Origin of the sequence: Pseudomonas brassicacearum, assembly GCF_009601685.2 — a bacterium.
Lineage (GTDB): Bacteria > Pseudomonadota > Gammaproteobacteria > Pseudomonadales > Pseudomonadaceae > Aquipseudomonas > Aquipseudomonas kilonensis_B.
The window spans coordinates 3,668,055-3,691,625 of record NZ_CP045701.2 but is presented as its reverse complement, the minus strand read 5'-3'; the positions used below and the strand labels follow the sequence as shown (position 1 = coordinate 3,691,625).

21 protein-coding genes and 3 pseudogenes are annotated in these 23,571 nt (G+C 56.9%); 11 read left to right on the top strand and 13 right to left on the bottom strand.

Going from position 1 to position 23,571, the window contains the following annotated elements; genetic code table 11:
• Positions 1-149: 149 nt before the first annotated feature.
• From GFU70_RS15500 to GFU70_RS15485, 4 genes are all read left to right on the top strand, one after another.
• Positions 150-2,333, top strand: coding sequence for a PAS domain S-box protein (locus GFU70_RS15500; RefSeq protein ID WP_116642074.1), 2,184 nt, complete (start codon positions 150-152; stop codon positions 2,331-2,333).
• A complete protein-coding gene (locus GFU70_RS15495) occupies positions 2,330-2,731 on the top strand; it encodes a response regulator (RefSeq protein WP_116642075.1) in 402 nt (133 codons plus the stop codon). Before GFU70_RS15500 ends, GFU70_RS15495 begins: the two co-directional genes overlap by 4 nt.
• A gap of 172 nt (positions 2,732-2,903) precedes the next feature.
• A complete protein-coding gene (locus tag GFU70_RS15490; RefSeq protein ID WP_153388370.1) occupies positions 2,904-3,347 on the top strand; it encodes an HIT family protein in 444 nt (147 codons plus the stop codon).
• A gap of 511 nt (positions 3,348-3,858) precedes the next feature.
• Positions 3,859-4,200, top strand: coding sequence for a DUF6124 family protein (locus tag GFU70_RS15485; RefSeq protein WP_046062260.1), 342 nt, complete (start codon positions 3,859-3,861; stop codon positions 4,198-4,200).
• Between the two features lie 107 nt (positions 4,201-4,307).
• Here GFU70_RS15485 and GFU70_RS15480 read toward each other — a convergent pair whose 3' ends face one another.
• The gene (locus GFU70_RS15480) at positions 4,308-6,167 is read right to left on the bottom strand and encodes an ABC transporter ATP-binding protein (RefSeq protein ID WP_153388369.1); all 1,860 of its coding nucleotides are present in this window, start codon (positions 6,165-6,167) and stop codon (positions 4,308-4,310) included.
• A 123-nt stretch (positions 6,168-6,290) separates the two neighbouring features.
• Positions 6,291-7,175, bottom strand: a complete 885-nt coding sequence (locus GFU70_RS15475; RefSeq protein ID WP_153388368.1) for a LysR family transcriptional regulator — start codon at positions 7,173-7,175, stop codon at positions 6,291-6,293.
• A gap of 113 nt (positions 7,176-7,288) precedes the next feature.
• On the opposite strand from GFU70_RS15475, the gene argC reads away from it, so the two are divergent.
• A complete protein-coding gene (gene argC / locus GFU70_RS15470; protein WP_058542992.1) occupies positions 7,289-8,218 on the top strand; it encodes an N-acetyl-gamma-glutamyl-phosphate reductase in 930 nt (309 codons plus the stop codon).
• A 28-nt stretch (positions 8,219-8,246) separates the two neighbouring features.
• Here the strand turns inward: argC and GFU70_RS15465 are convergent, their stop codons facing one another.
• Positions 8,247-9,038, bottom strand: a complete 792-nt coding sequence (locus tag GFU70_RS15465; protein ID WP_058542991.1) for a response regulator transcription factor — start codon at positions 9,036-9,038, stop codon at positions 8,247-8,249.
• Positions 9,039-9,176: 138 nt separating this feature from the next.
• On the opposite strand from GFU70_RS15465, the gene GFU70_RS15460 reads away from it, so the two are divergent.
• From GFU70_RS15460 to GFU70_RS15450, 3 genes and pseudogenes are all read left to right on the top strand, one after another.
• Complete coding sequence (locus GFU70_RS15460; protein ID WP_058542990.1) at positions 9,177-10,280, top strand: polyamine ABC transporter substrate-binding protein; 1,104 nt, start codon at positions 9,177-9,179, stop codon at positions 10,278-10,280.
• A 150-nt stretch (positions 10,281-10,430) separates the two neighbouring features.
• Positions 10,431-11,593: pseudogene (tssI, locus tag GFU70_RS15455) on the top strand (type VI secretion system tip protein TssI/VgrG).
• A 489-nt stretch (positions 11,594-12,082) separates the two neighbouring features.
• Positions 12,083-12,493, top strand: coding sequence for a hypothetical protein (locus GFU70_RS15450; protein WP_153388367.1), 411 nt, complete (start codon positions 12,083-12,085; stop codon positions 12,491-12,493).
• Positions 12,494-12,511: 18 nt separating this feature from the next.
• Here the strand turns inward: GFU70_RS15450 and GFU70_RS15445 are convergent, their stop codons facing one another.
• Positions 12,512-13,210 (bottom strand): DUF4225 domain-containing protein, encoded by a 699-nt coding sequence (locus tag GFU70_RS15445; protein WP_116642084.1) that lies wholly within the window; start codon positions 13,208-13,210, stop codon positions 12,512-12,514.
• Complete coding sequence (locus GFU70_RS15440; RefSeq protein ID WP_116642085.1) at positions 13,203-13,703, bottom strand: Hcp family type VI secretion system effector; 501 nt, start codon at positions 13,701-13,703, stop codon at positions 13,203-13,205. Before GFU70_RS15440 ends, GFU70_RS15445 begins: the two co-directional genes overlap by 8 nt.
• Before the next feature lie 233 nt (positions 13,704-13,936).
• On the opposite strand from GFU70_RS15440, the pseudogene GFU70_RS28765 reads away from it, so the two are divergent.
• Together GFU70_RS28765 and GFU70_RS15435 are read left to right on the top strand one after the other, a co-directional pair.
• Positions 13,937-14,047, top strand: a pseudogene (locus GFU70_RS28765) (dihydrofolate reductase); the annotation flags it as partial.
• 111 nt (positions 14,048-14,158) lie between these two features.
• Positions 14,159-14,872 carry a class I SAM-dependent methyltransferase gene (locus GFU70_RS15435; RefSeq protein WP_116642086.1) on the top strand — a complete coding sequence of 238 codons (714 nt, stop codon included), beginning with the start codon at positions 14,159-14,161 and terminating at the stop codon, positions 14,870-14,872.
• A 14-nt stretch (positions 14,873-14,886) separates the two neighbouring features.
• Here the strand turns inward: GFU70_RS15435 and GFU70_RS15430 are convergent, their stop codons facing one another.
• Both GFU70_RS15430 and GFU70_RS15425 read right to left on the bottom strand, forming a co-directional pair.
• A complete protein-coding gene (locus GFU70_RS15430; RefSeq protein ID WP_153388366.1) occupies positions 14,887-16,653 on the bottom strand; it encodes a S8/S53 family peptidase in 1,767 nt (588 codons plus the stop codon).
• Between the two features lie 97 nt (positions 16,654-16,750).
• The gene (locus GFU70_RS15425) at positions 16,751-17,311 is read right to left on the bottom strand and encodes a hypothetical protein (RefSeq protein WP_153388365.1); all 561 of its coding nucleotides are present in this window, start codon (positions 17,309-17,311) and stop codon (positions 16,751-16,753) included.
• Positions 17,312-17,568: 257 nt separating this feature from the next.
• On the opposite strand from GFU70_RS15425, the gene lgt reads away from it, so the two are divergent.
• Positions 17,569-18,378: a prolipoprotein diacylglyceryl transferase gene (gene lgt / locus GFU70_RS15420; RefSeq protein WP_153388364.1), complete on the top strand. Its 810-nt coding sequence runs from the start codon at positions 17,569-17,571 to the stop codon at positions 18,376-18,378.
• On the opposite strand, the pseudogene tnpC reads toward lgt, so the two are convergent.
• The 6 genes and pseudogenes from tnpC to pstC form a co-directional block, all read right to left on the bottom strand.
• Positions 18,375-19,928, bottom strand: a pseudogene (gene tnpC, locus GFU70_RS15415) (IS66 family transposase). The gene lgt and the pseudogene tnpC overlap by 4 nt on opposite strands.
• Positions 19,929-19,989: 61 nt before the next feature.
• Positions 19,990-20,310 carry an IS66 family insertion sequence element accessory protein TnpB gene (gene tnpB / locus GFU70_RS15410; protein ID WP_264295890.1) on the bottom strand — a complete coding sequence of 107 codons (321 nt, stop codon included), beginning with the start codon at positions 20,308-20,310 and terminating at the stop codon, positions 19,990-19,992.
• A 169-nt stretch (positions 20,311-20,479) separates the two neighbouring features.
• The gene (locus tag GFU70_RS15405) at positions 20,480-20,848 is read right to left on the bottom strand and encodes a CrcB family protein (protein WP_413468821.1); all 369 of its coding nucleotides are present in this window, start codon (positions 20,846-20,848) and stop codon (positions 20,480-20,482) included.
• 81 nt (positions 20,849-20,929) lie between these two features.
• Positions 20,930-21,709: a phosphate ABC transporter ATP-binding protein PstB gene (pstB, locus tag GFU70_RS15400; protein ID WP_153388362.1), complete on the bottom strand. Its 780-nt coding sequence runs from the start codon at positions 21,707-21,709 to the stop codon at positions 20,930-20,932.
• The gene (gene pstA, locus GFU70_RS15395; protein WP_058542981.1) at positions 21,709-22,581 is read right to left on the bottom strand and encodes a phosphate ABC transporter permease PstA; all 873 of its coding nucleotides are present in this window, start codon (positions 22,579-22,581) and stop codon (positions 21,709-21,711) included. Before pstA ends, pstB begins: the two co-directional genes overlap by 1 nt.
• Entirely contained in the window at positions 22,578-23,546 is a 969-nt protein-coding gene (gene pstC, locus GFU70_RS15390) for a phosphate ABC transporter permease subunit PstC (protein ID WP_413468866.1), read from the bottom strand. Before pstC ends, pstA begins: the two co-directional genes overlap by 4 nt.
• Between the last annotated feature and the right edge of the window lie 25 nt (positions 23,547-23,571).

The following is a 23,571-nucleotide window of genomic DNA, read 5'->3' as shown; positions in this document are numbered from 1 at the left end:
CGTTGAATAGGGATCTAGAATCCATTGCAGCTGCATGTACAGTCCGCGCCGGCATATTTAAGGAGTTATACGGGCCGGGATCGCGACTCAGGGTATGACCGGGTCGTTGTGTAGCTGGCGCATTCAGCCAGGCGGATCGAGGAAGAGCAATGTCCAATATTGAAGCGTTTCCCCAGGGGACGCGCACGCCGAGCGACTACGAAAGTCTTTTGGCGATGGGCGCGAACGCGCTCGATGCCTTTCCTGGTGCGGTTTACGTCTGTGACCACCAGGGCTGGCTGGTTCGCTACAACAGCGAGGCGGCCAAACTGTGGGGGCGTGCGCCAATACTGGGGGAGGGCGGCGACCGTTTTTGCGGCTCTTATGGCCTTTTGCGGCCCGACGGCAGCCCGCTTGCCTTTGAAGACTGTCCGATGGCCGCGGCGCTTGAGCAAGGAACGGCGGCGCGCAATCAGGAAGTGCTCATTGAGCGTCCCGACGGATCACGGGTCATGGCGTTGGTGAATATCCGGGCCCTGAAAGACCATCAAGGAATCATCCAAGGGGCCATCAACTGCTTCCAGGACGTCTCGGCGCACCACGCCATGGCCCAAGAGCTTCGGCGCAGGAGTGCCGACTTGGAAGACTTTTTCGAAAACAGCGCGGTGGGCCTTCATATCGTCAGTGGCGAGGGCATCATCCTGCGCGCCAACAAGGCAGAGCTGGCCCTGCTGGGGTATCCGGCAGAAGAATATATTGGCCGCAACATCACCGACTTTCATGTCGATGAGCCGGTGATCTGCGACATTCTGGGTAAGTTGAGCGGCGGTGAATGCCTCGAAGGTTATCCTGCGCGCTTGAGGGCCAGGGACGGTTCGATCAAGCATGTCACCATCACTTCCAACGGACGGTTCGAGGACGGCAAGCTGTTCAACACGCGGTGTTTCACGGTGGACATGTCCTGTGTCCACGCGGCCGAGACAGCGCGCCAGGAAAGCGATGACAGGCTGGCGGCGACGTACGAAGCGGCGACGATCGGCATCGCGGAGTCCGATGCGGCAGGCCGTCTGCTGCGCGTCAACGACGCTCTCTGCAACATGCTGGGCCGCACGCGCGAAGCGTTGCTGAACATGACTTTCCTGGACTATACGCACTGCGACAGCACCGACGAGGATGCGGCCCTTTATGCGCGCCAAGTGGCCGGTGAGCTGGACAATTACGTGCTACGCAAGCGTGCCTTCAAGCCTGGCGGCGAGACCGTTTACCTGGACATCCACAGCTCTTCCGTCAGGGCCGCCGACGGAACGTTTCGCTACGGCGTGCGGATCCTCCAGGACGTCACGCAGGCGCGACGCATGGAAAACCAGATCCGCGAAAGCGAGCGGCACATGCGCAACCTGCTCGAGGCATTGCCCGCCGCGGTCTATACCACCGATGCCGAGGGGCGTATCACCTTTTTCAACCGTGCTGCTGTCGAACTGTCCGGGTGCACACCTCGGCTGGGCGACCAGTGGTGCGTGACCTGGAAACTGTTCAACACCGATGGCAGTTTCCTGCCCCACGACCAATGCCCCATGGCAGTGGCCCTGAAGGAAAACCGGCCGATACGCGGCGCCGAGGCCGTTGCAGAGCGGCCGGATGGCAGCCGTGTTCCGTTCTCGCCTTATCCCACGCCTTTGCATGACGCCGATGGAAACCTGGTGGGCGCCATCAACATGCTGGTGGATATCTCCGAGCGAAAGCAGGCGGAAAATCGGCAGAAAACGTTGATCGATGAGCTCAATCACCGGGTCAAGAACACCCTGGCCACGGTGCAATCGCTGGCGGCCCAGACGGCACGCAACGCAGAGGATGCCAAAGACGGCTACAGGCGTTTCGAGGCAAGGCTCCTGGCGTTGTCACGAGCACACGATCTCTTGACGAAACGGCATTGGGGGCAGACGCCGCTCGATACCCTGGCCCACGAAGTGCTCAAGCCGGTGTTTGGGCCTGAGCCAGGCCGCTTCGTGATTGAAGGCCCCTCTGTAGATGTCGGCACCCGTGTGGCGCTCAACCTAACGATGACCCTCAATGAATTGGCGATCAATGCGCTGAAATATGGGGCGATGTCGGTCGAGACCGGGACGCTTGCCGTCACCTGGCACCTGCAAGCCCAGGCGGACGGAACGTTGCTGACCCTCGACTGGCGCGAACAAGGAGGACCGCCCGTGTCACCGCCGGAGCGCGAAGGGCTGGGTTCACGCCTGATGCAGCGTTGCATCGAGCGCGACCTGGCCGGCAAGTTCGAGCTCACCTACGCTGCGCAAGGCGTTTGCTGCCGCTTTTCGTTCCTGATTGGGGTGACCGGGGCATGACCCCATTTGATGGCGTCAGGGTGCTGCTCGTCGAGGACGAAGGCGCGGTTGCCCTGTTGATCGAGGACATGCTCGAGGCGTTCGGATGCGAAGTGGTGGCCTCAGTCGCCCGGCTCGCTGCAGCACGTGACATGGCCGGCTCGGTGCAGGTTGACCTGGCGATCCTCGACGTCAACCTGGCTGGCGAGCGCGTTTTTCCGGTGGCCGAAATCCTTCGCGGTCGCCACATTCCCTTCCTGTTCAGCACCGGATACGGCACCAGCGGGCTGCCAGCCGAATACGCTGGGTGCCCGGTCCTGCACAAGCCGTTTTCGCAAAGCGAGCTGCAGCAGAAAATTGCCGTTACGCTGATGGGGGCTCGTGAAAGCAGCTTGGCATCCAGCACCGATGTCGACTGACCCGCCGCCATCGCGAGCAAGCCCGCTCCCACAGGGGAGTTAGGCCAGACATGACTGTTATGAACAGCTCGAAAAACTTGTGGGAGCGGGCTTGGCTTCAAGTAGGCCTCTGACTGTGCTAAATCTCTTACCGGCAGTCCACCACCTCTCTAAGCCCATTCAAGGAGTGATCATGAGTCTCCACGGTCATTACGATCCGCAGAACATCTTTGCGCTGATCCTTCGCGGCGATGCGCCGTGCTACAAGATTTACGAAGACGCCGACGTGTTGGCCTTCCTGGATCTTTTCCCCCAATCGCGCGGGCATGTCCTAGTCATCCCCAAAGCCTCCCAGGCGCGAAATATCCTCGAGGTCGAGCCCGTCGTCCTGGGTGCGATGATGTCAGCCGTGCAGCGCCTGACGCGGATCATCGTGGACGAATTGCAGCCGGACGGGGTTCAGGTCGCGCAGTTCAATGGTGCTGTGGCCGGGCAAACGGTCTACCACATTCACATGCACATCATTCCTCGCTGGGACGGTGAAGCACCCGGTATACATGGCAGGGGCAAGGCCGATCCCGAGGAGCTGGAAGCACTCCAGGCGCGTCTGATCGAGCGCATTCGCTTGGGGGCCTGATGCCGGACAAGATCTCATAAGGGGCATCAGGAACGTATTCCTGTCGTTAGCACCTGAATCGAATGGGCGATCCAAGATCGCTCATTTTTTATTTGTTCCGCAGCTGCGCCCGCAACCGTCTCCCAATCACATCGCACCCGTCGCGCAGTGCTTCGGTGGTGGAGTGGTTGAACGAGCTTGTCGTAGGAATCGACGGAACGAATATTCCCCATTGACTTGCAGGACATTTCCTAGAAAATTCCAACCTCTTGCGCCTGCTGATTTCGGTGCCTAGTCTTTGCTCACCGCTGCCAATTCAGCGGTCGGGTTTAGTCGCTCGGTATTTCGTTAGGCGCAAGGTCTCCTTGAAGTCAGGCTACGATTTTCTCGCTGATTTTATGGTGGCTGTGCGCAGGGCACTTTCGGGTGCGCCGGTTTCCTAACGTCCCGGTCGACTAACCTGCGCACAGCCGCCACCCCACTTCGTTTAGTCGCGAACAGTGGCGGATCCGACTGACGTTAGGAGGTCCATATGGACAAACTCATCCCAGACCCACCCGTTCCACCGCTGCACCTGGACATCGCGGCCGACGCCAACGCCGAACGCGTCATCGATTCCTATCTGAACCCCAAACCCGCCCAGCCAGACAAGAAACCACCTCCGGACCAGCTATTCACCGTCGTGGAGGGCGTCGATGCTGAAAGCCTGTTAGCCAACCTCAGCGAAACGTTAGCCTCCGCCAATGCCATGGCCAACGATTTGGCGTTCGATCTGGAGGACTCTCGACGGCATGTTGCACTAGGGCTGCAGCAGTTGATCGAGCTGGGTCAGCTATTGGCAAACCGGGCGCTGGATGTCATCGACCCTAGGTAGACGTTCGTAACTGGCGTGGGATAGGCCACATTGTTCCAAGATAAATCGGGTCGGAAGCAGGGCAGCTTCCGACCCAAAACACCCGCTTGCTGATCATCCCCAAGCGCTCATACCTGATCCATGTCCTCGGTCACCCCCCGATCCTCACCCAGGAACCCACCACTCTGATGGTGCCACAGCCGCGCATAAATACCGTTCTTGGCGAGCAATTCAGCGTGAGTACCCTGTTCAATGATGCGTCCATCATCCATGACAATCAGTCGATCCATCGCCGCAATCGTGGACAGTCGGTGGGCGATGGCGATGACGGTCTTGCCCTGCATCATTTCATCGAGGCTTTCCTGGATGGCCACTTCGACTTCCGAATCCAGCGCGCTGGTCGCCTCGTCAAGGAGCAGGATCGGGGCGTTCTTGAGCATCACTCGGGCAATCGCGATGCGCTGGCGCTGGCCGCCCGACAGCTTGATGCCGCGCTCGCCCACCAAGGTGTCGTAGCCGCTGTGACCCTGGCGGTCGCTCAGTTGGCTGATGAACTCATCGGCCTGGGCATTGGCCGCGGCACGGCGGATTTGCGCGTCGCTTGCATCGGGTCGGCCGTAGGCGATGTTGTCGCGAATGGAGCGGTGGAGCAGGGACGTATCCTGGGTGACCATGCCGATGGCGCTGCGCAGGCTGTCTTGCGTCACGCGCGCGATGTCTTGCCCGTCAATGCGAATCTGCCCGCTGTCGACATCATAGAAACGCAGCAGCAAGTTGATGAGCGTGGATTTGCCCGCGCCGGAGCGGCCTACCAGGCCGATTTTCTCGCCCGGGCGAATGTTCAGGCTCAAGCCATCGAGCACCTGGCGTTCACCGTTGTAGTTGAAGCTCACATTGTCGAAGGTGACCGCTCCGCCAGAGGTCGCCAGCACCCCGGCGTCCGGCGCATCCTGCACCTTGGGGCCGCGGGTCAGGGTGGCCATGCCGTCCTGCAAGGTGCCGATGCTCTCGAACAGCGAGGTCATTTGCCACATGATCCAGTGCGACATGCCGTTGATACGCAACGCCATGGCGGTAATCGCCGCCACGGCACCGGCGCCGACGTCGCCCTGGTGCCACAGCCACAGCGCATAACCGCCTGCAGCCATGATCAACCCCACCACCAGCGCTTGGTTGACGATTTCGAACTGGCTGACCAGGCGCATCTGGCGAAAGCCGGTCTGCTTGAAGTCCTCCATGGCCGCGCGCGCGAAGTGCGCTTCACGGTTGGAATGGGAGAACAGCTTCACGGTCGTGATGTTGGTGTAGGCGTCCGAGATACGTCCGGTCATCGAGGAGCGCGCATGGGCCTGTTCCTGTCCGACTTTGCCCAGGCGGGGCACGAAGTAGACCATGGCCAGCCCGAACAACAGGATCCAGGCAAGGAAAGGCAGCATCAGTTTCAGGGCGAAGCCGCCGGCCAATGCGATGATCGCAATGAAATACACGCCGATCCCGGGGGCGATCTCGATCAGGGTGAACAGCACGTCACGCACGGCCAGCGCAGTCTGCATCACCTTGGTGGTGACCCGGCCGGAGAACTCATCGGAAAAAAACGACAGGCTTTGCCGCAGCATCAGGCGGTGAAAATCCCAACGCAGCCGCAGCGGCAGATTGATCGCCAATACCTGGTGTTGAACCATGGTGCGCAACGCCACCAGCCCGATGCTGGCCACCATGACGATGCCCATGCCCCACAGCACGCGACTTTCCTGCGCCGCCGCCTCACCACCGGCTTGCCAGGTCGAGAGCATATCCACGACCTGACCGAGGAAGGAAAACAGCCAGGCTTCGTAGATCGACACACCGGCGCTGAGCAGCGCAAACGCAAGGATGTAACCGCGGGCGCCCCGTGTGCACGCCCACAGAAACCGAGCCAGGCCTTCGGGTGGCGGCGGTACCTCGTCGGGCGGGAAGGGGTCGAGTCTTTGTTCAAACACGCGAAGCATGGTGTTCTCCAAAACGATCAATTGGGAGATTCTGCCATTTAAAGGTGGCTTTGAGGGTTATATGACGTTGTGGCCCGAAGGCGTGGACGCCTTTCCTTTGCCCTTCGCAGTACCCACGACGATTCACTGCGCACTCAACTCCCACAACACATCCAGCACATGTTGCGTAGGTCGTTCGATGTCCTGGCTGCGGTGTGCAATCCCCAGTTGACGCCACAATAAGGGCTTCAATGGCCGCATGACGATCCTGTTATCGAGCAATGGCGTGGCCGCCTCATGGGGCAACAACGTCGCACCATATCCTGCCGCCACCAAGCTTTTGATCGCGTCGTTGTAGTTCAGTTGGATACGCGGCGCAGGCTGCTGCCCATCGCTGGCGAACCACTCCGCAGTCAAGCGCGAAAGGCGCGTGGTGGCGTCATTCAAAATCAATGGTTGAGCGCACAGCCAGTCGGGGGTCACAACCTGCGGGGACTCCCAGCGAGCCGGCAGGAAGGCCATGACTGGGTCGCGTCGCCACGGCTCGATCCGCAAGCCCTTCACCGGAGACTGCGGCAGCGCGACCAAACCAACCTCCAAAGAGCCCTCGGCAAGTTTCTTCAAGGTTTCCTGGGAGGTGAGCACCGCGACTTGTACATCGATCGCGGGGTGGCGTTGGCTCAATGTCTCCAACGCATGCGGCAGCAACTGTGCGATGGCCCCTGTGGAGGCGCCCAGGCGCACACGCCCGGCCAATCCCTGTACTTGACGTTCCACGTCTTCAAGCGCCTGCTCTGCGTCTGCCAATAGGCGCCGCGCGCGTTCCACCAGTGTGTTCCCGATTGCTGAAGGCTGAACGCGCCCACGTGTGCGCGACAACAGCTTGCCGCCCACACGTGACTCAAGGTCGGCGATATGCAGACTGACGGTGGGCGGCGCAAGGTGCAGCACGCGGGCCGCTTCGGCAAACGAACCCAGGTCGGCAATCGCTACCAAGGTGCGCAGACGGTCGAGGCTGATTTCGCGCATGAGAGATTCCTTGTTCAGAAAAACTGAATTTCATCGTTTATAAATTCAACTTTTCCTATCTTAGAGGTTCGCTGAAGATTGGGCTCCTGATTTCCAATGTCCGAGAGCATTCCATGGCAAGTCCCCTTGTATTCATCGATGGCGACCAAGGCACCACCGGGCTGCAAATCCATCAACGTCTGCGCGAGCGCAGCGATCTTCGGCTTTTCACACTCAATCCCGAACATCGTAAGGACCCGCAACGTCGCGCCGAAGCCATCAACCACTGCGACATCGCGATTCTCTGCTTGCCCGACCAAGCCGCACGCGACGCGGTAGCGACCATCGAAAACTCCGCCGTTCGGGTGATCGATGCGAGTTCGGCGCACCGTACCGATCCAGACTGGACCTATGGTTTCGCAGAGATGAACCCGCAACAGGCCCAACGCATCGCCGCGGCGCGGCGGGTCAGCAATCCCGGCTGCTATCCAACGGGGGCGATAGGGTTGCTGCGCCCATTGCTGGAGGCCGGATTGGTGCCCAGGGATTACCCGCTGAACATTCATGCCGTGTCGGGTTATTCCGGAAAAGGGCGCGTCGGCGTGCAAGAGCATGAGGGAGCAGGCGCAGCACAGGTGTCGGCGTTTCAGGTCTATGGGCTGGGGCTGGCACACAAGCATATTCCGGAGATTCAGCAGCAAAGTGGACTGACGGAGCGGCCGATGTTCGTGCCGGCCTATGGCGCTTTTAGGCAGGGGATTGTGCTGACCATACCCTTGCACACCCGATTGCTGGCGCCCGGCGTGAGCGCGGTGCAGTTGCATGCGTGTTTGATGCAGCACTATGCCGATGCGCGCCATGTACAGGTGATGCCGATGCGGGAATCAAAAGAGCTGACGTCCCTTGATCCTCAAGCGCTTAACGGGACAGATGATTTGCGATTGTCGGTGTTCGAGAATGACGAGACCGGGCAGGTTTTGCTGGCTGCGGTGTTTGACAATCTTGGGAAGGGTGCTGCTGGCGCGGCCGTGCAGAATCTGAACTTGATGCTTGCAGGCGCATGACCGCACAAATCAGCCCGATGCCCTGGCCTTAATGGGTAGCGGGAACATGCTGTCTGGGCATGAAGAATCGAGCAAACAGCTCGGATTGTGACTTGATGTTTAATTTTGCGTAAATATTGCGGCGGTGAACTTTTATGGTCTCCGCCGAGAGGGACAGCTTTCCGGCTATCTCCTTATTGGAGAAGCCGCTGAGTAATAAGCGAAGTACGTCACTCTCGCGTGCTGTTATTTGTGTGCCAAGCTGATTGACCGTTTCCGGCCACAGAGGCGGCTCAGTCAGGGTTTTCTCTACGTCATTTTCAAAACCCATGCGCTGATGCATCAAGGCAGTTACCCAAGGCTTGATGATGTCAAGCAGGGTTATTTGTTCTTGGCTAAAGTGAACTTTGCTGCCGATGGAAATGCACAACGTTCTGTCGCGGTCGAGTTGGACATTGTACTGCGCCTCATCCATGGAGATGTATTGTGCAAAGTACTGATGGTAGTACTCGGTTTCAAGAAAGTACTCTGGTGCAATATCCAGTAGATGAAAGAAACCGCTCTGTGGATTCTCTCGGTTGGCTATATAAAATGGATCGAGTAGATAAAGCCCTTTTACATAGCGATGAGTGAATGCGTCAATCTCTTGCGCATCGGCTATCTCGGGAAGACTAACAACCTGTACCTGTTGATTGCTGAAAATCAATACAACCCAATTATCGATCTGTACATATTCATTTAAGGTACGAACAAGTGAACTCCAGAAATCTGGACGGTTCAGCTGCATGATCAGCTTCCCAATCGATCGATGCCAAGCCAGGCTATGGAGGTCAAACGGCATTTTCTACCCCTTTTGGGTTAGGGATTCTCAGGTCAAAGGTAAGTATTCGTGGGTATTTACTATTCGCGAGCACCCGGTATATTCGCTGGCAGGGTTTACGATGGCCATGAGGGCATATCGTCTTGACAAGGATGTTGCATGAGAAAGTCACATTTGCGAACCATTTTTTCCGCCTCGCTTCTCTGTGCAGGGATAAGCACATCAGTAGCGGCTGTAGAGCCCGGGATGTATCTGTATAACTGGTTCGGGTTGCTTGCGCCGGAGACGCCAAAGGAGTTTGAACAGGAAACTGGCACGAGCGTGCATATGGATGCGTTCGACAGCGCCGAAATCATGCAGAGCAAAGTCATGGCCGGGCGCACCGGGTATGACGTGGTTGTGGCGACCTCCAATGTGTTGCCCAGCCTGATCCAGGCGGGAGTCCTTCAGCCATTGGATCGTAATCAACTGAGTAACTTTTCACACATCGATCCTGATCTCTTGTCCCAGCTCGCGGTCAATGATCCTGGTAACCGCTATGCCGTGCCCTATTTGTGGGGCACTACCGGCATTGGCTATGACGTTGACAAAGTCAAAGCGGCATTGGGTGATGATGCTCCAGTGAATAGCTGGGATCTGATCTTCAAAGAAGAGAACATCAGTAAGCTCCAGTCGTGCGGCGTGGCAATGCTTGACTCTCCCAGTGAGATCGTTTCGATTGCCTTGAATTACCTTGGACTTCCCAGCAACAGCAAGAACCCGGATGATTATCAGAAAGCCCAAGCCTTGCTGTTAAAAATCCGTCCTTATGTCCTCTATTTCGACTCGTCCAGAATCGACGCCGACCTGGCTGACGGCAATATTTGTGCAGTTGTGGGGTGGGCCAATGGTGCCCTTGCTGCACAGGCCATCAATGAGAAGGCCAACACTGGACGCAAGATTGCCTACAGTCTACCTCGCGAAGGCGCGCTGGCCTGGTCGGAGAATCTGGTCCTGCTAAAAGATGCCCCTCATCCCACGGAGGGCATGGCGTTCATTAATTACATGTTGCGGCCAGAAATTATTGCCAAGACCTCAAACCACACGTTATATCCCAACGCCAATAAAGATGCCGCTGAGTTTGTCGAGCAGAAGCTGCGAGACAATCCTTGGGTTTATCCAGACAAAAAGACGATCGCAACACTTATTCCACTTGAGCCACTGCCATTGAAATTGGAGCGAATCCGCACGCGGATCTGGACCAAAGTGAAGAGTGGTGTGTGATCTGACTTGATTGTATGTCTGGAAAGCAAGACGTAAACGCCGATATACAGGGATGCTGGGCGGGTGGATGAGAACCTTATAATCCCTCAGCCCAGTAGTGCTCGGGGTCTTCCGGTCATTGCGCCGCCTTATGTAAGAAGAGAACAGCGGATGTTCAGCCCAGCCAATCAAACGTACTTCAGTTTGACCATCGACGGTTTTGAGCAAGGTTTTCAAGTGCTCGCGTTCACTGGAGAGGAGGCGATCAGCAAGCCTTACCTCTTCAGCGTGGAGTTTGTTAGCGAGCAGTCTGACCTGGATCTTGAAAGCCTCTTCGATGTAGAGGCCTTTCTGACCTTCGACTCGAAGGGCAACGGCATTCATGGACGGGTCTATCACATCGCTCAAAGCAGCAACGGTCAGCGGTTGACGCGCTACAAACTGGCCCTCGTACCGCACCTGTCCTACTTGCGTCACCGCATCAACCAGAGGATCTATCAACAGTTCTCGGTGCCGGAAATCGTCGCGTTGATACTGCAAGAGCACGGCATTCTGGGCGACGCCTGTCGGTTTCATCTGGGGGCGACCTACCCCGAGCGTGACTACTGTACCCAGTACGACGAAACGGATTTGCACTTCATTCAGCGCTTGTGCGAAGAAGAGGGTATCCACTTTCACTTCCAGCATAGCGCTCATGGCCACGTGCTGGTTTTTGGCGATGATCAGGCGGTTTTTCCCAGGGTTGCGCAACCCACTGTTCATGGACAAGAAAGTCTTCGTACTGTGGTGCACCGCTACGCGCCTTATCGTCACGTTGAAGGGCAAAGTGACCAGCCTCGGTTAGGCAGTGGCCATGTGCTGGAAGTCTCGGGCCATCTGCGTCCAGAGTGGAACGTTCCATGGCTACTGACCCGGGTCATCCACGAAGGCAGGCAACCACAGGTATTGGGTGAAAACGTCGCCAGTGGCAACACTGGGAACGAGGATGACTTTCATCAGGGCTACCGCAACCGCTTCATCGTTGTTCCGTGGGAGGTGTCCTATTGTCCGCCGTTGGCCCACGAGAAACCTCAGGTGCCAAGTGACCAGATCGCCGTAGTCATCGCTCTGGAGGACGAGGCGACCCAGAGTGAGCGGCGCTACGGGAGGATCAAGGTCAAGTTCCCTGGGACCGTGAAGATAGATTTGACGACAAGAGTCGTTGTTGGCTGAGGGAGGCTTCCAATTGGCGTTGTGAAATTGGCCCCCCTCGGACGGGCATGGAAGTCATAGTCACATTTCTCGAAAACGACCCCGATCAGCCGGTGGTCAGTGGTTGTCTGTGTTGCCGGTAAGGGGGTTAGATCGATTCTGATGAAAAAGTGGGCTTTGATTTCCACCGCGGAAAAGTTCGCGTCTGATATGTAATTTTTTACGTTGTGCACGGGATTAGTGGCTCAGGCTTTACTTAGCTGCCTGCAAAATTGGCGTTTTCAGTACTCAATTCACTGGAGGGGCAGCCCAACTCGACTGTTTTCAACAGAATCGACCCTAAGCTGACGTTCAAAATCATACGATTATCCAAACGATTTTTCGAGAAAAAGAAAGCCAAGACAAACAGCGTGGTCGCGACCAAAGCATTGGCTTATAAACTGGCGCGTGCGAGCTACCACATACTTAAAGAGAAACAGCCTTTTGACACTAATGTTCTGTGCACGTGTTGATTGCTGAAAATCAGTGCAGCCCTAAAGAAAGTTATCACCAAGAGCTTATCGAATTCACAAAAGGCTTGATCACGTTCTGAGGTATAACGTGGAAAGCTTGGTCAGGCGATAGAAGAATGCATGCAGAAATTACATAGCTTACTAAGCTATGGGTACTTCAATTTTGGACCGCCGCGTCATGCCGCCCTTAGCGGAGCTACAGTATCTATGATGCATGAGTTAACCAGCTTCTTAAAAAATAGAGAATTTTCTGACAAGGTTGCCGGTAGGTGCTTCGATGAACTTATGGTACATTCCCTTATCGACCACTGCTTAAGGGGGTATGAGATGTATACAGTCAGGTATTTATTAAGTTTGGGGTTGGTTGTTGTTGGCTGCTCTATGGGTTATACAATGATTATTGTCTGGGGAATAACGAAAGTTTTCCCCCTGAACGGCAAAGCCTATTGGGTTGTGAGCGGTATTGTGTTTCTTGTCATCGTCATTGCTGGATTACGCTTTTACGCTCCCCGGTTACGCAAGATGTGGTAATTAATCGCCGCTCACGTGTCAGTTGTTTTCTATTTCAAGTTTTTCCTTTGAGAGCATGGCGTTGATGGTAATGGCATCTACTAACGCTTCGAAAAACAATGCCAGCTTACCGGTCTGTTGATATGCAGACTCGTAATTCAGAGGGTCGCGCCTGAAAAGTTGTACTGCGTCTGTCCTGCGAACTGGCCGCATCATTGCGCCTGCCGACAATATCAAGTCGATCGTTCCATAGGCCATGTCCCCCTTATAGTCATCGTCTAAAAACATTTGATAGGCGCGCCGAGTAGGTCCCTGTGCAGCTGGGGCGCCGGGGCCGTTATAAATGTTCATTCCACCCTCGTAGATGTTGTTGACGCCGTGGGCGACAAAAAACGCACCTACTGGCGCCCCCGCACCGTAAGAGCTTCCCGTAATGGCGATGCCCACCTCAACCTGCATGACACCCGCAGCAACCCCTATACCGTTTTGAGCATAAAAAAGTACCTTGTTCGATAGGTCTGCATATTCTGCCCTTATCTCCTGTACACCCTCCCAAGCGCTAATTAGGCCGTCGTTGACGTCTTTTATAACTTCGTTAACGAAGTTGGCGATAATTGAACCGAATTGGAGCTGGGTAAAACCGTCATAGAAGTTGGTTGCACCAATTGTGCACCCCAGTACCACCAGGTCAGAGCCTGCTTTAGCTACGTCATTAATGTCGCATGAAGGGTCATTCATCTTTATTACCCCAAGAGCTATAGGCGCTTGTACCTGCCTGATGGTGTGCCCAGCTTATCTCTCGATAGCGGATGGCAATCAGCTCTTGGGGTTGCGCGTCGCTCATGTGAATGGCATGTGGTACTTGAACGCTTATGTTTGCGATGCGTCCACCGCTGAGCATGACAGTAAAATATTTCTCGTCGAAGCCAGCAGGCGACGTGCGATAGAAGTTGATTTTGCATTCGATTTCTTCGCCTTCGTGCAGAGCGCTCGCCAACAGAGGTGTAGACTTGTCGATATTTTTTGTAAGTACGATTGGCATGTGTTTGCCACGGCCGCCCATAATGCTTCCCTCATCGCCTGCGGTCATATTATGAGAGTAGGCCAGCACCATGATTTCGTCTTCGTGCCCAGCTTGGCACTTGTTTCCGATGGAGTCTTGAGTGGAACAGCCTGCGGAGATCAGGCCTTGTTGTGATCCGGAAATCGTCATGTAACTGTGATTGGCCATACGCTTAACTCCTTTTAATTGGTCGGATATCCTATTGCAAAATCTTTAAACGTATTGTAGGGCGTTTCCGAAAAGATATACTAAATATGTCAGGCTTGGACCGATCGAGTCGATGGGGATAACTGAAGTGACTATGAACTCGGCGAATCAAGTCTCTAGACTAGCGGGTGGCGATGAAGACGTGGGCGGTGGGCATTTTTGGGGGCCTTTGTTGTGGCGGTGTTGGGTGTAGCTCGGGGCGGCCGTTGTTCGGTGGGCTTGAGCGGGATGTGGATTTGAAATTGGTATCCAGCCGCAGCTTTCCTTCGGGGCTGGTGCAGTCCACCTACCGACTGGTTCCATGACTGGCGACTCAATGCCGCGCAACCAGTGGGGCTTGACAGCCCTGGGATACTCAAAGCGTAGCCGCATCCATCGCGGTACATCCCATCACGACGCAAAGGAAGGTGCTCTCCATGCGCAATGAAGAACTCAAGGCCCTATTCGACCAGCAGGCCGCCGGCTACGACAAGCAATGGGCGGGAATGGCGCCTATTCGTGACGCCCTGTACACCCTGCTCGACGCCGTGTTCGCTGACTTACCGGAACATGCCCGGATACTCTGCGTCGGCGTAGGCACCGGTGCGGAGCTGGCCCACCTGGCCCAGCATAACCCCTGCTGGCATTTCACCGCCGTTGACCCCTCGGGCGCCATGCTCGATATCTGCCGGCAGAAAGCAGTGCAAGAAGGCTTCCTCTCGCGTTGCAGCTTTCATCAGGGTTACCTTGACGCGCTGCCTGCCGAGCCTGACCACGACGGTGCCACCTGTTTTCTGGTGTCTCAGTTTTTGCTCGAGCCACAAGCCCGTATAGCGTTCTTCCATGAGATCGCCCGCCGGCTTAAGCCGGGGGGAATATTGGCAAACACCGACCTCGCTGCTGACACCGAATCACCAGCCTATGAGGCACTACTGCGCAACTGGATGACGCTGATGTCCTCTGCCGGTGTACAGCCGCAAATGCTGGTCAGGGCTCGTGCCGCCTACGCCCGGGACGTGGCTATCCTGCCGACACAGCAGGTCGCCGGTCTCATCGAGACTGCTGGGTTCGAGGCTCCGGTTCAGTTCTACCAGGCGGGCCTGATGCATGGATGGTTTTGCCCGCGCAAGGCAGACATCGTCTTGAGTTAGACGTGCCTTGACTTTCAACGCACGCGGTCGCGGCTTTGTGCGGCCAGGTCCAGGGCTTTTTGCATGTCCAGCCGCGCGGAGCGGCCGACGTCTTTGTCGTTGAGTTGGTAGCGGCGCTCCGACGGCAGGATGGGCGCAGTGAGGTCTTCGGCGTCCATCTGTTCGAAGTCGTGATTGTCACCGATGGTCATGGCGCTGCGGCGTAGCAGCATGCGCAGTTGCTCGGGGTGCAGTTGCGGGTTGATGGACAGCATTGCCGCCAGCAGGCCTGCGACCATGGGCGTGGCGTAGGACGTGCCGCAATGCACCGCGCTGTCCTGGCCGGCGTTGGTCGTCGAAGCGTGGGCGCAAGCGGCGGCGGTGATGTCGACGCGCATGTCGATGTTCGAAGAACTGCGCTTGACTGCATAGGCCGGGTCGTCGACGGCGACGCCGGTGCGCTCACTGCGCTGGTGCCCGCCGACCACCAGCAATTGTTCGGTGATGAAGGAGGAGGGCAGGCGGTATTCGTCGCTGCCCGAGAACGAAGATCCATTGCCGGCGGAGTTCACCACGATGACGTCGGGATGTTCCTTGCGCAGCCAGAGGAAGAACTCCTCCAGCAGTTCCTCGTACCCGCCCATGGCGATGCCCGAGCGCAGCAGCGAGTCGACGTCATCGCCCTTGATGTCTTTGGCGCCGACGCGGTGGATGCCCCAGCTCCAGTTGAGCACGCGCACACCGTCCTCCACGAGGTTGACCGAGGCGGCAATGTTGGCGGTGATCCCGGCATCGGAATTGCGCTCGACGATAACTTCGAAGCCGCCACTGGCCTTGTCCAGGCCTCGGAGAAAACCAGTGTTGCCGCTGTCGTCCCAGCGTGCGGCGAGGATGCCGGCGACGGTTGTGCCGTGGTTGTCCGGCTTGTCTGCATCGCGAGCGTAGACGCAGGTGCGCGGCGGTGAGCAGGCGCCGAGGTAGTCTGCGAAATCCGTCGTGTCGAAATCGACATCGCGCTCGATCAGGCCGATGCGCACCGGTTGCGGCTGGATGGGCGGCTGTCGTCCGGAGATGCGTCGTTGGTAATAATTCACCGCGTCGAGAAAGCGATTCGCGGCCCACTCATCGGAGTCCAGGGCTGGCTTCTTCGGTTCTTCAGTATGGGCGGCGGCCTGCTCGGTTTCTTCGGCCGAGGACTCTTCGATGACCACGGCGTCCACGCTGGTTTCGCTGCCCAGGCGCAGCACCAGGGCGTCACGCTGCACCAAGTCCTTGGCCGGCAGGCGAAGTTGATACAGGTTCAGCGGCGCGATGCTGCCGACCACCGTTGCCCCGTACTTGCGGGCCAGGCGCTCGGCTTCCTGGCGGCCATCATGGTCTTCCTCGATCAGCACACTGACCAGGTCGACGTAGGTGTTCAGGCCATCCATGTTCTTCGCTACTTCGTCCGCTCCGGCGGCCAGTACGTGACTGTTGCGCAAGGTCAGCCAGGCGGCATTGCTGGCGCGTGGGCCGTCTTGCAGCCAGAGCGGGCCGCTCTGGTACTCGGCGTTGTCCAGGCGCAAGCGCAGGTTGTTCCCTTCACGCTGGACCGTGTCTGCCGATATTGCTTTCGTGCCCAGCTTCAGTTGCGGCGTTGCGTTGCCCAGTCCGCGTACGGTCAGGCACCAGTCCTGCTGCTGGCTTTGCAGCAGGCCGCCGCAGCGTTTCAGGCTTTCCAGGCGCAGCGGTTCAGGCACAGCGGCCGCCGTGCTGGCAGCCAAAGTGAACAACGTAGCGAGGGCAGTGGATCGCAGGGGCATGGGCCAGGTTTCTTTGCCGAGGGTCTTGTTGCTCCGACTGTTGCGTTGCTCGCTTCGTTCAGCGCAATAACGCTACCCAGCGATGACGCCTCTTCGTTCAGAAGCTATCGAGGCGCACTTCAATACCTGCTTGCCGCGCGAGTTCGATCATGGCTTCAACCTGCTTGGCGTCGGCGATGAACCCCACATATTCGTCGCCACCGGAGTCCAGGTGCAGGTAGCGTTTGTCGAACGCCGTCAGCCACTGATCAAAACTGGCCAGCGTCTGCGACATCGATAGCGTGCCCTCATGCCGATAGGCCTCTTTCACCCCGCTGGCGCTAACCAGGTAGGGCGCCAGGTATTCGAAACCATCAAAGCCTTTCCAGTCGACGCCGAGCAAAGCCAAGTGTTCGAGCTTCTGGCCCCGGTCTGTATCCAGCAGTCCTTCCACCAGCGCCGAGGCTGGCTCCTGGCCCGAGCCGTAAATGCGCAGCACGCGCCTGACCAGCCTGGCGCGCTCGTCTTCCGGCATGCGGGCCAATATGGCCTGAGCAAATGCCTTGAGCCCGGAGCGATAGGGATGCAGCTCCCGCATGATCGCCGCGTCGCTGACAGTCGTTTCCTCCGGTGGCGGTAGCGTAAAGCGGCCGCCGAACAAGCGATCAAGAATGCCCATTTCCTTTCCTTAAGTCGTAGTTGTCCGTAAGCGTCCGCCCAACTCACATTGTGTGACTCAGGCAGCTATCAATCACCTCAATGCCATTTGCCCTGATCCCTGCGGCTAAGTGCTCCATGGCCGATGAACTGGTATGGTTGCGAACTGATTCCTGTGACAGGCCTGCGGCCCACGAGGCTTCATCTGTAGCGCATTGATTTACAGGGAAAGGGATAACTGCAAGTGGAAGCGTCTGTTAGCCAAGGAGAGATTGCGCGATGGAGCAGTATTTTGTATGGAACACCGACCCTGTACTGATGCGATTCGGAGTGCTCGATATCCACTGGTACGGCGTCCTGTTCGCAGCCGCGTTTGGCTTCGGTATGGCGATCATGAGGTTTATCTTCAGACGAGAAGGTAAGCCTGAGGGTGACCTGGACGCTCTGCTGATCTATCTCGGCTTGGGTACAGTGCTCGGCGCCCGGCTTGGGCACGTGCTGTTTTACGATCCAGCGTTTTACTTCAGCAATCCTGCGGAAATCCTAGCCATCTGGAAAGGCGGGCTAGCAAGCCACGGCGGCGCTATTGGACTCGCCCTTAGCCTCTATCTATTCTGCCGACGTCGTTCCGACATAGGCTATCTCTGGCTGCTGGACAGGATTGCCATAGTAGCTCTTTTGGGCGGCTGCCTGATCAGAGTGGGCAATTTCTTCAATTCTGAGATCGCCGGTGTTCCGACGGATATTCCATTGGCAATTGTATTCTCCCGAATTGATACGCTGCCTAGGCACCCCACACAACTCTATGAAGCATGCGTCTATCTTGTAATGTTTTTGCTGATGTTCTTGCTGTACCAGAAACGCCGCGCCACCCTGGAACCGGGGTTCCTGAGCGGGTTGTTTTTATCAGCAGTCTTCTCGGCGAGATTCCTGCTTGAACTCACCAAGATGCACCAAGCCAGCTATGACTATTCCCTGCCACTAAACGTTGGCCAACTGTTGAGCATTCCGCCTGTTCTCGTCGGGCTGACGCTCATGGTTCTAGCCAAACGGAGTGGCAGAAAATTGCTATGCGAGCAAACTAGTTAGGCAATAGGCCGGCTGTGGGCAAGAAGGGTGAAACCTTGCCATCGGTGCGGCAGCAGCTGCTCAATCTCATTCGCCCGCTGCGTCGGCAGCCGCGTCAGCACATCTTGAGGTAGGCTACGGATCATGACCATTCAGCCGCGCAGACTGGATCAAGCTCATGATCGCAGCCGCCCGTTTGCCGCTGTGCAGTGAACCTGCGAAGAGCCAGTTCTTGCGCCCCAGTGTCCACGGCCGGATCTGGTTCTCCGCCCAATTGTTGTCAATGGGCACGGCCCTGTCATCGAGGTAGCGCGATAGCGCTGCCCAGCGTTTCAGGCCGTAATCCAGCGCTCTGCTGATAGCCGAACCTTCGGGCACAAGATCGCGCTGGGCGATCATCCACGTATGCAGAACATCCATCACCGGCACGGCTTTTTCTTGCCGTATTCGGCGCCGTAAATCCGGCTGCAGGTCACGGACTTCGCTCTCGATTTCGTAAAGCAACTGGATGTAGCGCAGGGCCTGCTCGGCGAGCATGCTCTTGTTGGTGGCGTGCAGTTCGAAGAACTTGCGACGCGCATGGCCATGCAGCCGATCTTGGTCACGCCGAGTTCAAAGCTGGCCTTGTAGCCGCCCAAATCGTGGCAGACCAGCTTGCCCTTCCAGTCTTGCAGGAAGTTGCGGGCGTGTTCTCCGGCGCGGCTGGGGCTGAAGTCGTAAACGACAGCCGCTGTTTCGCAGAATTGGCTGGCGACGTAGGCCCAGACATAAGAACGGTGGGTTTTCTTCGAACCCGGAGCGAGCATCTGCACTGGCGTTTCATCGGCGTGGATGACCTGCTGCCCGAGCACTACGTCGCGCAGCGCATTGACCAGAGGCTGTAGCCGCACGCCCGTAACGCCTACCCATTGAGCCAAAGTTGAACGCAGAGTCGCCAAGCCAACTCGACCGAAAATCTATTCCTGGCGGTAAAGGGGCAGATGGTCGGCGTACTTGGCAATCATGACGTGGGCCAGCAACCCGGCGGTCGGGATGCCCTTGTCGATGACCTGCGCCGGAACCGGCGCCTGGATCAGCGTTTCGCAGTCATCACAGACCCACTTGCCACGAACATGGCGCTCAACGGTAAACACGCCCGGCGTGTAGTCCAGCTTTTCGCTGATATCTTCACCGATGCGTTTGAGTGCGCAGCCGCATGGGCAGTGGGTGTTGTCCGGTTCGTGATGGATCAACGTGCGTGGAAACTCTGCCGGCAACGCAGTGCGTTTAGGCTTTTGATTTTTCTCGGTCGGTGTCGGAGCGGTTTGCAAGGCTTGAAGCTCAGCTTCAATCGCTGCGATATCGGTATCGATTAGGTCATCGAGCAAGCTGGCCTGCTGCGGATTCAACTGCTCGCTGCGCTTGGCAAATTTCATGCGCTTGAGCTGAGCGATCTCGTGCGTCAGCTTCTCGATGACTGTTTGGTCGCGATGGATCTTCTTCTCCATGGTGTCGACCTGCGACAGCAACTGCGCAGCCAAGGCACGCAGTTGGTCGGGGGACATTTGGTCGAGATTGGGCGAAGAAGTCATGCTGCAGATTTTGCCAGAGCAGGCAGTTCGCGGCGATAGACCGATAGGCTAATGGCAGCCCTTAAAGCAGTGTGATCGCGCCGCCAGATCCCACGCGTTGCCATGGCAGGCCCAGTACCAAGGCTTGAAGTTGCTCGGCATCCAATTCCATTTCAGAGCCATGCCGAATGCCTGGCCAGTGAAACTTATCTTGATTCAACCTGCGAGCAGCCAGCCAGATTCCAACCCCGTCATGTACCAGAACCTTCATGCGAGTGGCGCGGCGGTTGGCGAACAGATAAGCGCAGTGCGGCTTCGCCGCACCAAACACCGCTATCACCCTGGCCAACGCAGTCTCGGTGCCGGCACGCATATCCATGGGATCGGTGGCGAGTGGACACAATCGCCCTTGTCGGTCGGGCGAGGAAGGTGTGTTCCCTGGCCCCTTACGGTTAAACGGCCGACCACTTATGCGGGAGTAACTCCTCAATCTCCCTCGGTGTCACGATGGTTGGCCGGACGCATACCAATCACATAGCCAAATGTCATGCCAACCTATGGTCAAATCTTTTCTAGACGTCGTTTATCCACTGGAAGGTGAGCGCTCCCAGCGCAGTCATAACAAGCACGCTTATGACATGAAGCGAGATAGCCCCAATTGCGGGAATGAACCGTTCTTTTTGGCTTAACGAGGCCGATCCTGCCGAGGCGATCGAGAAGATAGCAAGCCCTATGCAAAAGCTTGTGATGATCGCAAGGTGCCAGCGAGGGAAGAGAAGCGGTGAATCCGCCCAGAAGCCGATGGCCAGGCCAATGAAGTACCCACCGGCTAAATTCGCTACGAGCGTTCCGGCGGGCATGCTTGGAAACAAGCTCTTGAGCTTCGCCCCCAAAATACTGCGTAACCACCCTCCGAGCGATGCGCTTATGGTGATGGCCACTAATGTTCTCACCAACGTTACCGAACTCCTTGCAGCTCTAGGGGCTGAGCGCTTACGAATGTACTGAGTGAAGAAGGGTCGTTATCCAAAGCGACCGGTAATGTAGTCTTCCGTCTGCTTCACTTTTGGCGTGGTGAATATCTTATCGGTCACATCATGCTCAATCAATTCGCCCATGAACATAAAGGCGGTGTAGTCCGACACCCGTGCGGCTTGCTGCATGTTGTGGGTCACGATGATAACGGTGTATTGCTCTTTCAACTCAGTGATCAACTGCTCAATACGACCGGTGGAAATCGGGTCAAGCGCGGAAGTCGGCTCATCCAGAAGCAATACTTGGGGTCGCAACGCGATGGTGCGCGCTATACACAGGCGTTGTTGCTGACCACCCGACAAGCTCTGTGCGCTTTGTTTGAGCTTGTCCTTGACCTCGTCCCAAAGCGCTGCACCTTTGAGGGCTTGTTCTACGCGTGCATCCATCTCACGACGGGAGAGTTGTTCATGGTGGCGCACCGCGTAGGCAACGTTGTCGTAAATGGACATCGGAAACGGCACCGGTTTCTGAAATACCATGCCTATATGGCTGCGCAGCCGGTTCATCGAGTAACCAGGCGCGAGAATATTCTCACCGTTGAGCAGCACCTCGCCGCGCGCTTCCTGCTTTGGGTACATGGCGTAGATGCGGTTGAATACCCGCAGTAACGTCGACTTCCCGCAACCCGATGGCCCAATGATCGCGGTGATGCGTTTCTCTGGAATGTCCATATCGATGGACTTCAGCGAGCGCTGGTTGTTGTAAAAAAACTCCAGGTCACGAACGCGAATTTTTGTTCTCTCGGGGACAAGGTCACGGCTATTCATCAGGTCAACCTATTGCGCAAAAGGATCAAACGGGACAGAAAACTGAGTACCAGTACAAACAAGGTCAGCACCAATGCGCCAGCCCAGGCCAGAGCGTGCCAGTCATCGAATGGGCTCATGGCGTACTGGAAAATCACCACGGGCACGCTGGCAATTGGTTTAAGCAGATTGCTGCTCCAGAACTGGTTGCCGAACGCTGTAAACAACAGCGGCGCTGTTTCACCGGTGATTCTGGCGAGTGCTAGAAGCACCCCGGTAACCACCCCCGCTTTTGCCGCTCGCAAGACGATTTGCAGGGTCAGTTTCCATTGCGGGACACCTAGTGCCAGCGCGGCTTCCCGCATCGTTGAGGGTTGCAACTGAAGCATTTCGTCAGTGGTCCGGACTACCACTGGAATCACCAATAGTGCCAATGCCAGTGCTCCGGCGATTGCAGAGAAACCCACCTGATGGTTAGTCAGCAGGTTCAACGGCAGGATAACGCCGGTGTAAATGAACAGACCCAGCACAATAGACGGTGCCGAAAGCAGAATGTCGTTAATAAAACGGACTGTGTTGCCCAGACGCGAATGTCGGGCGAACTCCGCTAGCCAGATCCCCGCCATCAAGCCGATGGGCGTTCCTATTAGCAGGGCGATAGCCGACATCAGGGCACTGCCATAGAACGCGTTTGCCAGACCTCCTTCCGTACCGGGCGGCGGTGTCATCTGTGTGAAGAGGCGAAGGTTGAGCGCCTGAAATCCGTTGATCACCGTGGTCAGCAGAATCCAGACCAGCCAGATGAGGCCGAAGGCTGTGGCGCCACAACTGAGCACCATTGCAAGTCGATTCTTGAACACTCGGATTTGGTAAAGACGTTCGTTGCCAGTCATAGACCCTCCTTGCGTGAAAGTCGCATAAGCAGGAGTCGTGCTAGCGCCAGGACGATAAAGGTGACGACAAACAGCAAGAAGCCCAGCGCAATCAGCGAGGAACGATGCAGGTCGGTATAGGCTTCGCTGAACTCGTTGGCGATGACTGACGCGATGGAGCTGCTTGGCATCAGCAATGAGGCGGAGAACTGTTGAGCATTACCCAGCACGAAAGTCACCGCCATGGTCTCGCCCAATGCGCGTCCGAGCCCCAGGAAAATTCCCCCGACAACCGCCGACCGCGTGTAAGGCAGAACGATGTCCCAGACCACTTCCCAGGTGGTGCTGCCTAGCGCGTAGGCAGACTCCTTGAGTGTTGTGGGAACGCTACGAAACACTTCATTCATGACGGAGGTGATGAAGGGCATGATCATGATTGCCAACACAATGCCTGCTGTCAGCATGCCGATTCCTAATGGTGGGCCTTGAAACAGCGAGCCCACTAAAGGAAGTTCACCCAGATAGTCATTGATCCAGGGTGATAGATGCTCTGCCATGAACGGGCCGAAAACGAACAGCCCCCACATGCCGTAGATAATCGATGGAATCCCCGCGAGCAGCTCAACCGCCGAGGCGACGGGCATCCGCAGCCAGGGCGGTGCTACTTCAGTGAGAAAAATCGCGATGCCAAAGCTGACAGGAACCGCAATCAGCAGCGCCAGAAAAGACGTCATGAGGGTGCCGTAAATCGGCACCAGTGCACCGAAGTGGTTGTTGACAGCATCCCACTCAGTGCTTGTAAGAAAGTCAAGGCCGAAGGTTTTGAATGCAAGACGACCGCCCCAGAGTGTCGAGGCGGCGATGCTCGCCAGTAGCAACAGCACCAGCATTGCGGCGCCAAGCATTGACCGCTTGAACCAGAGATCATGACGCTGATCGCGCGTTGCACGCCTATCACTCGCAACGTCGCTTGTGTGAGTGGTCATGGCCAGAAGATGGACTGTGTCGTTC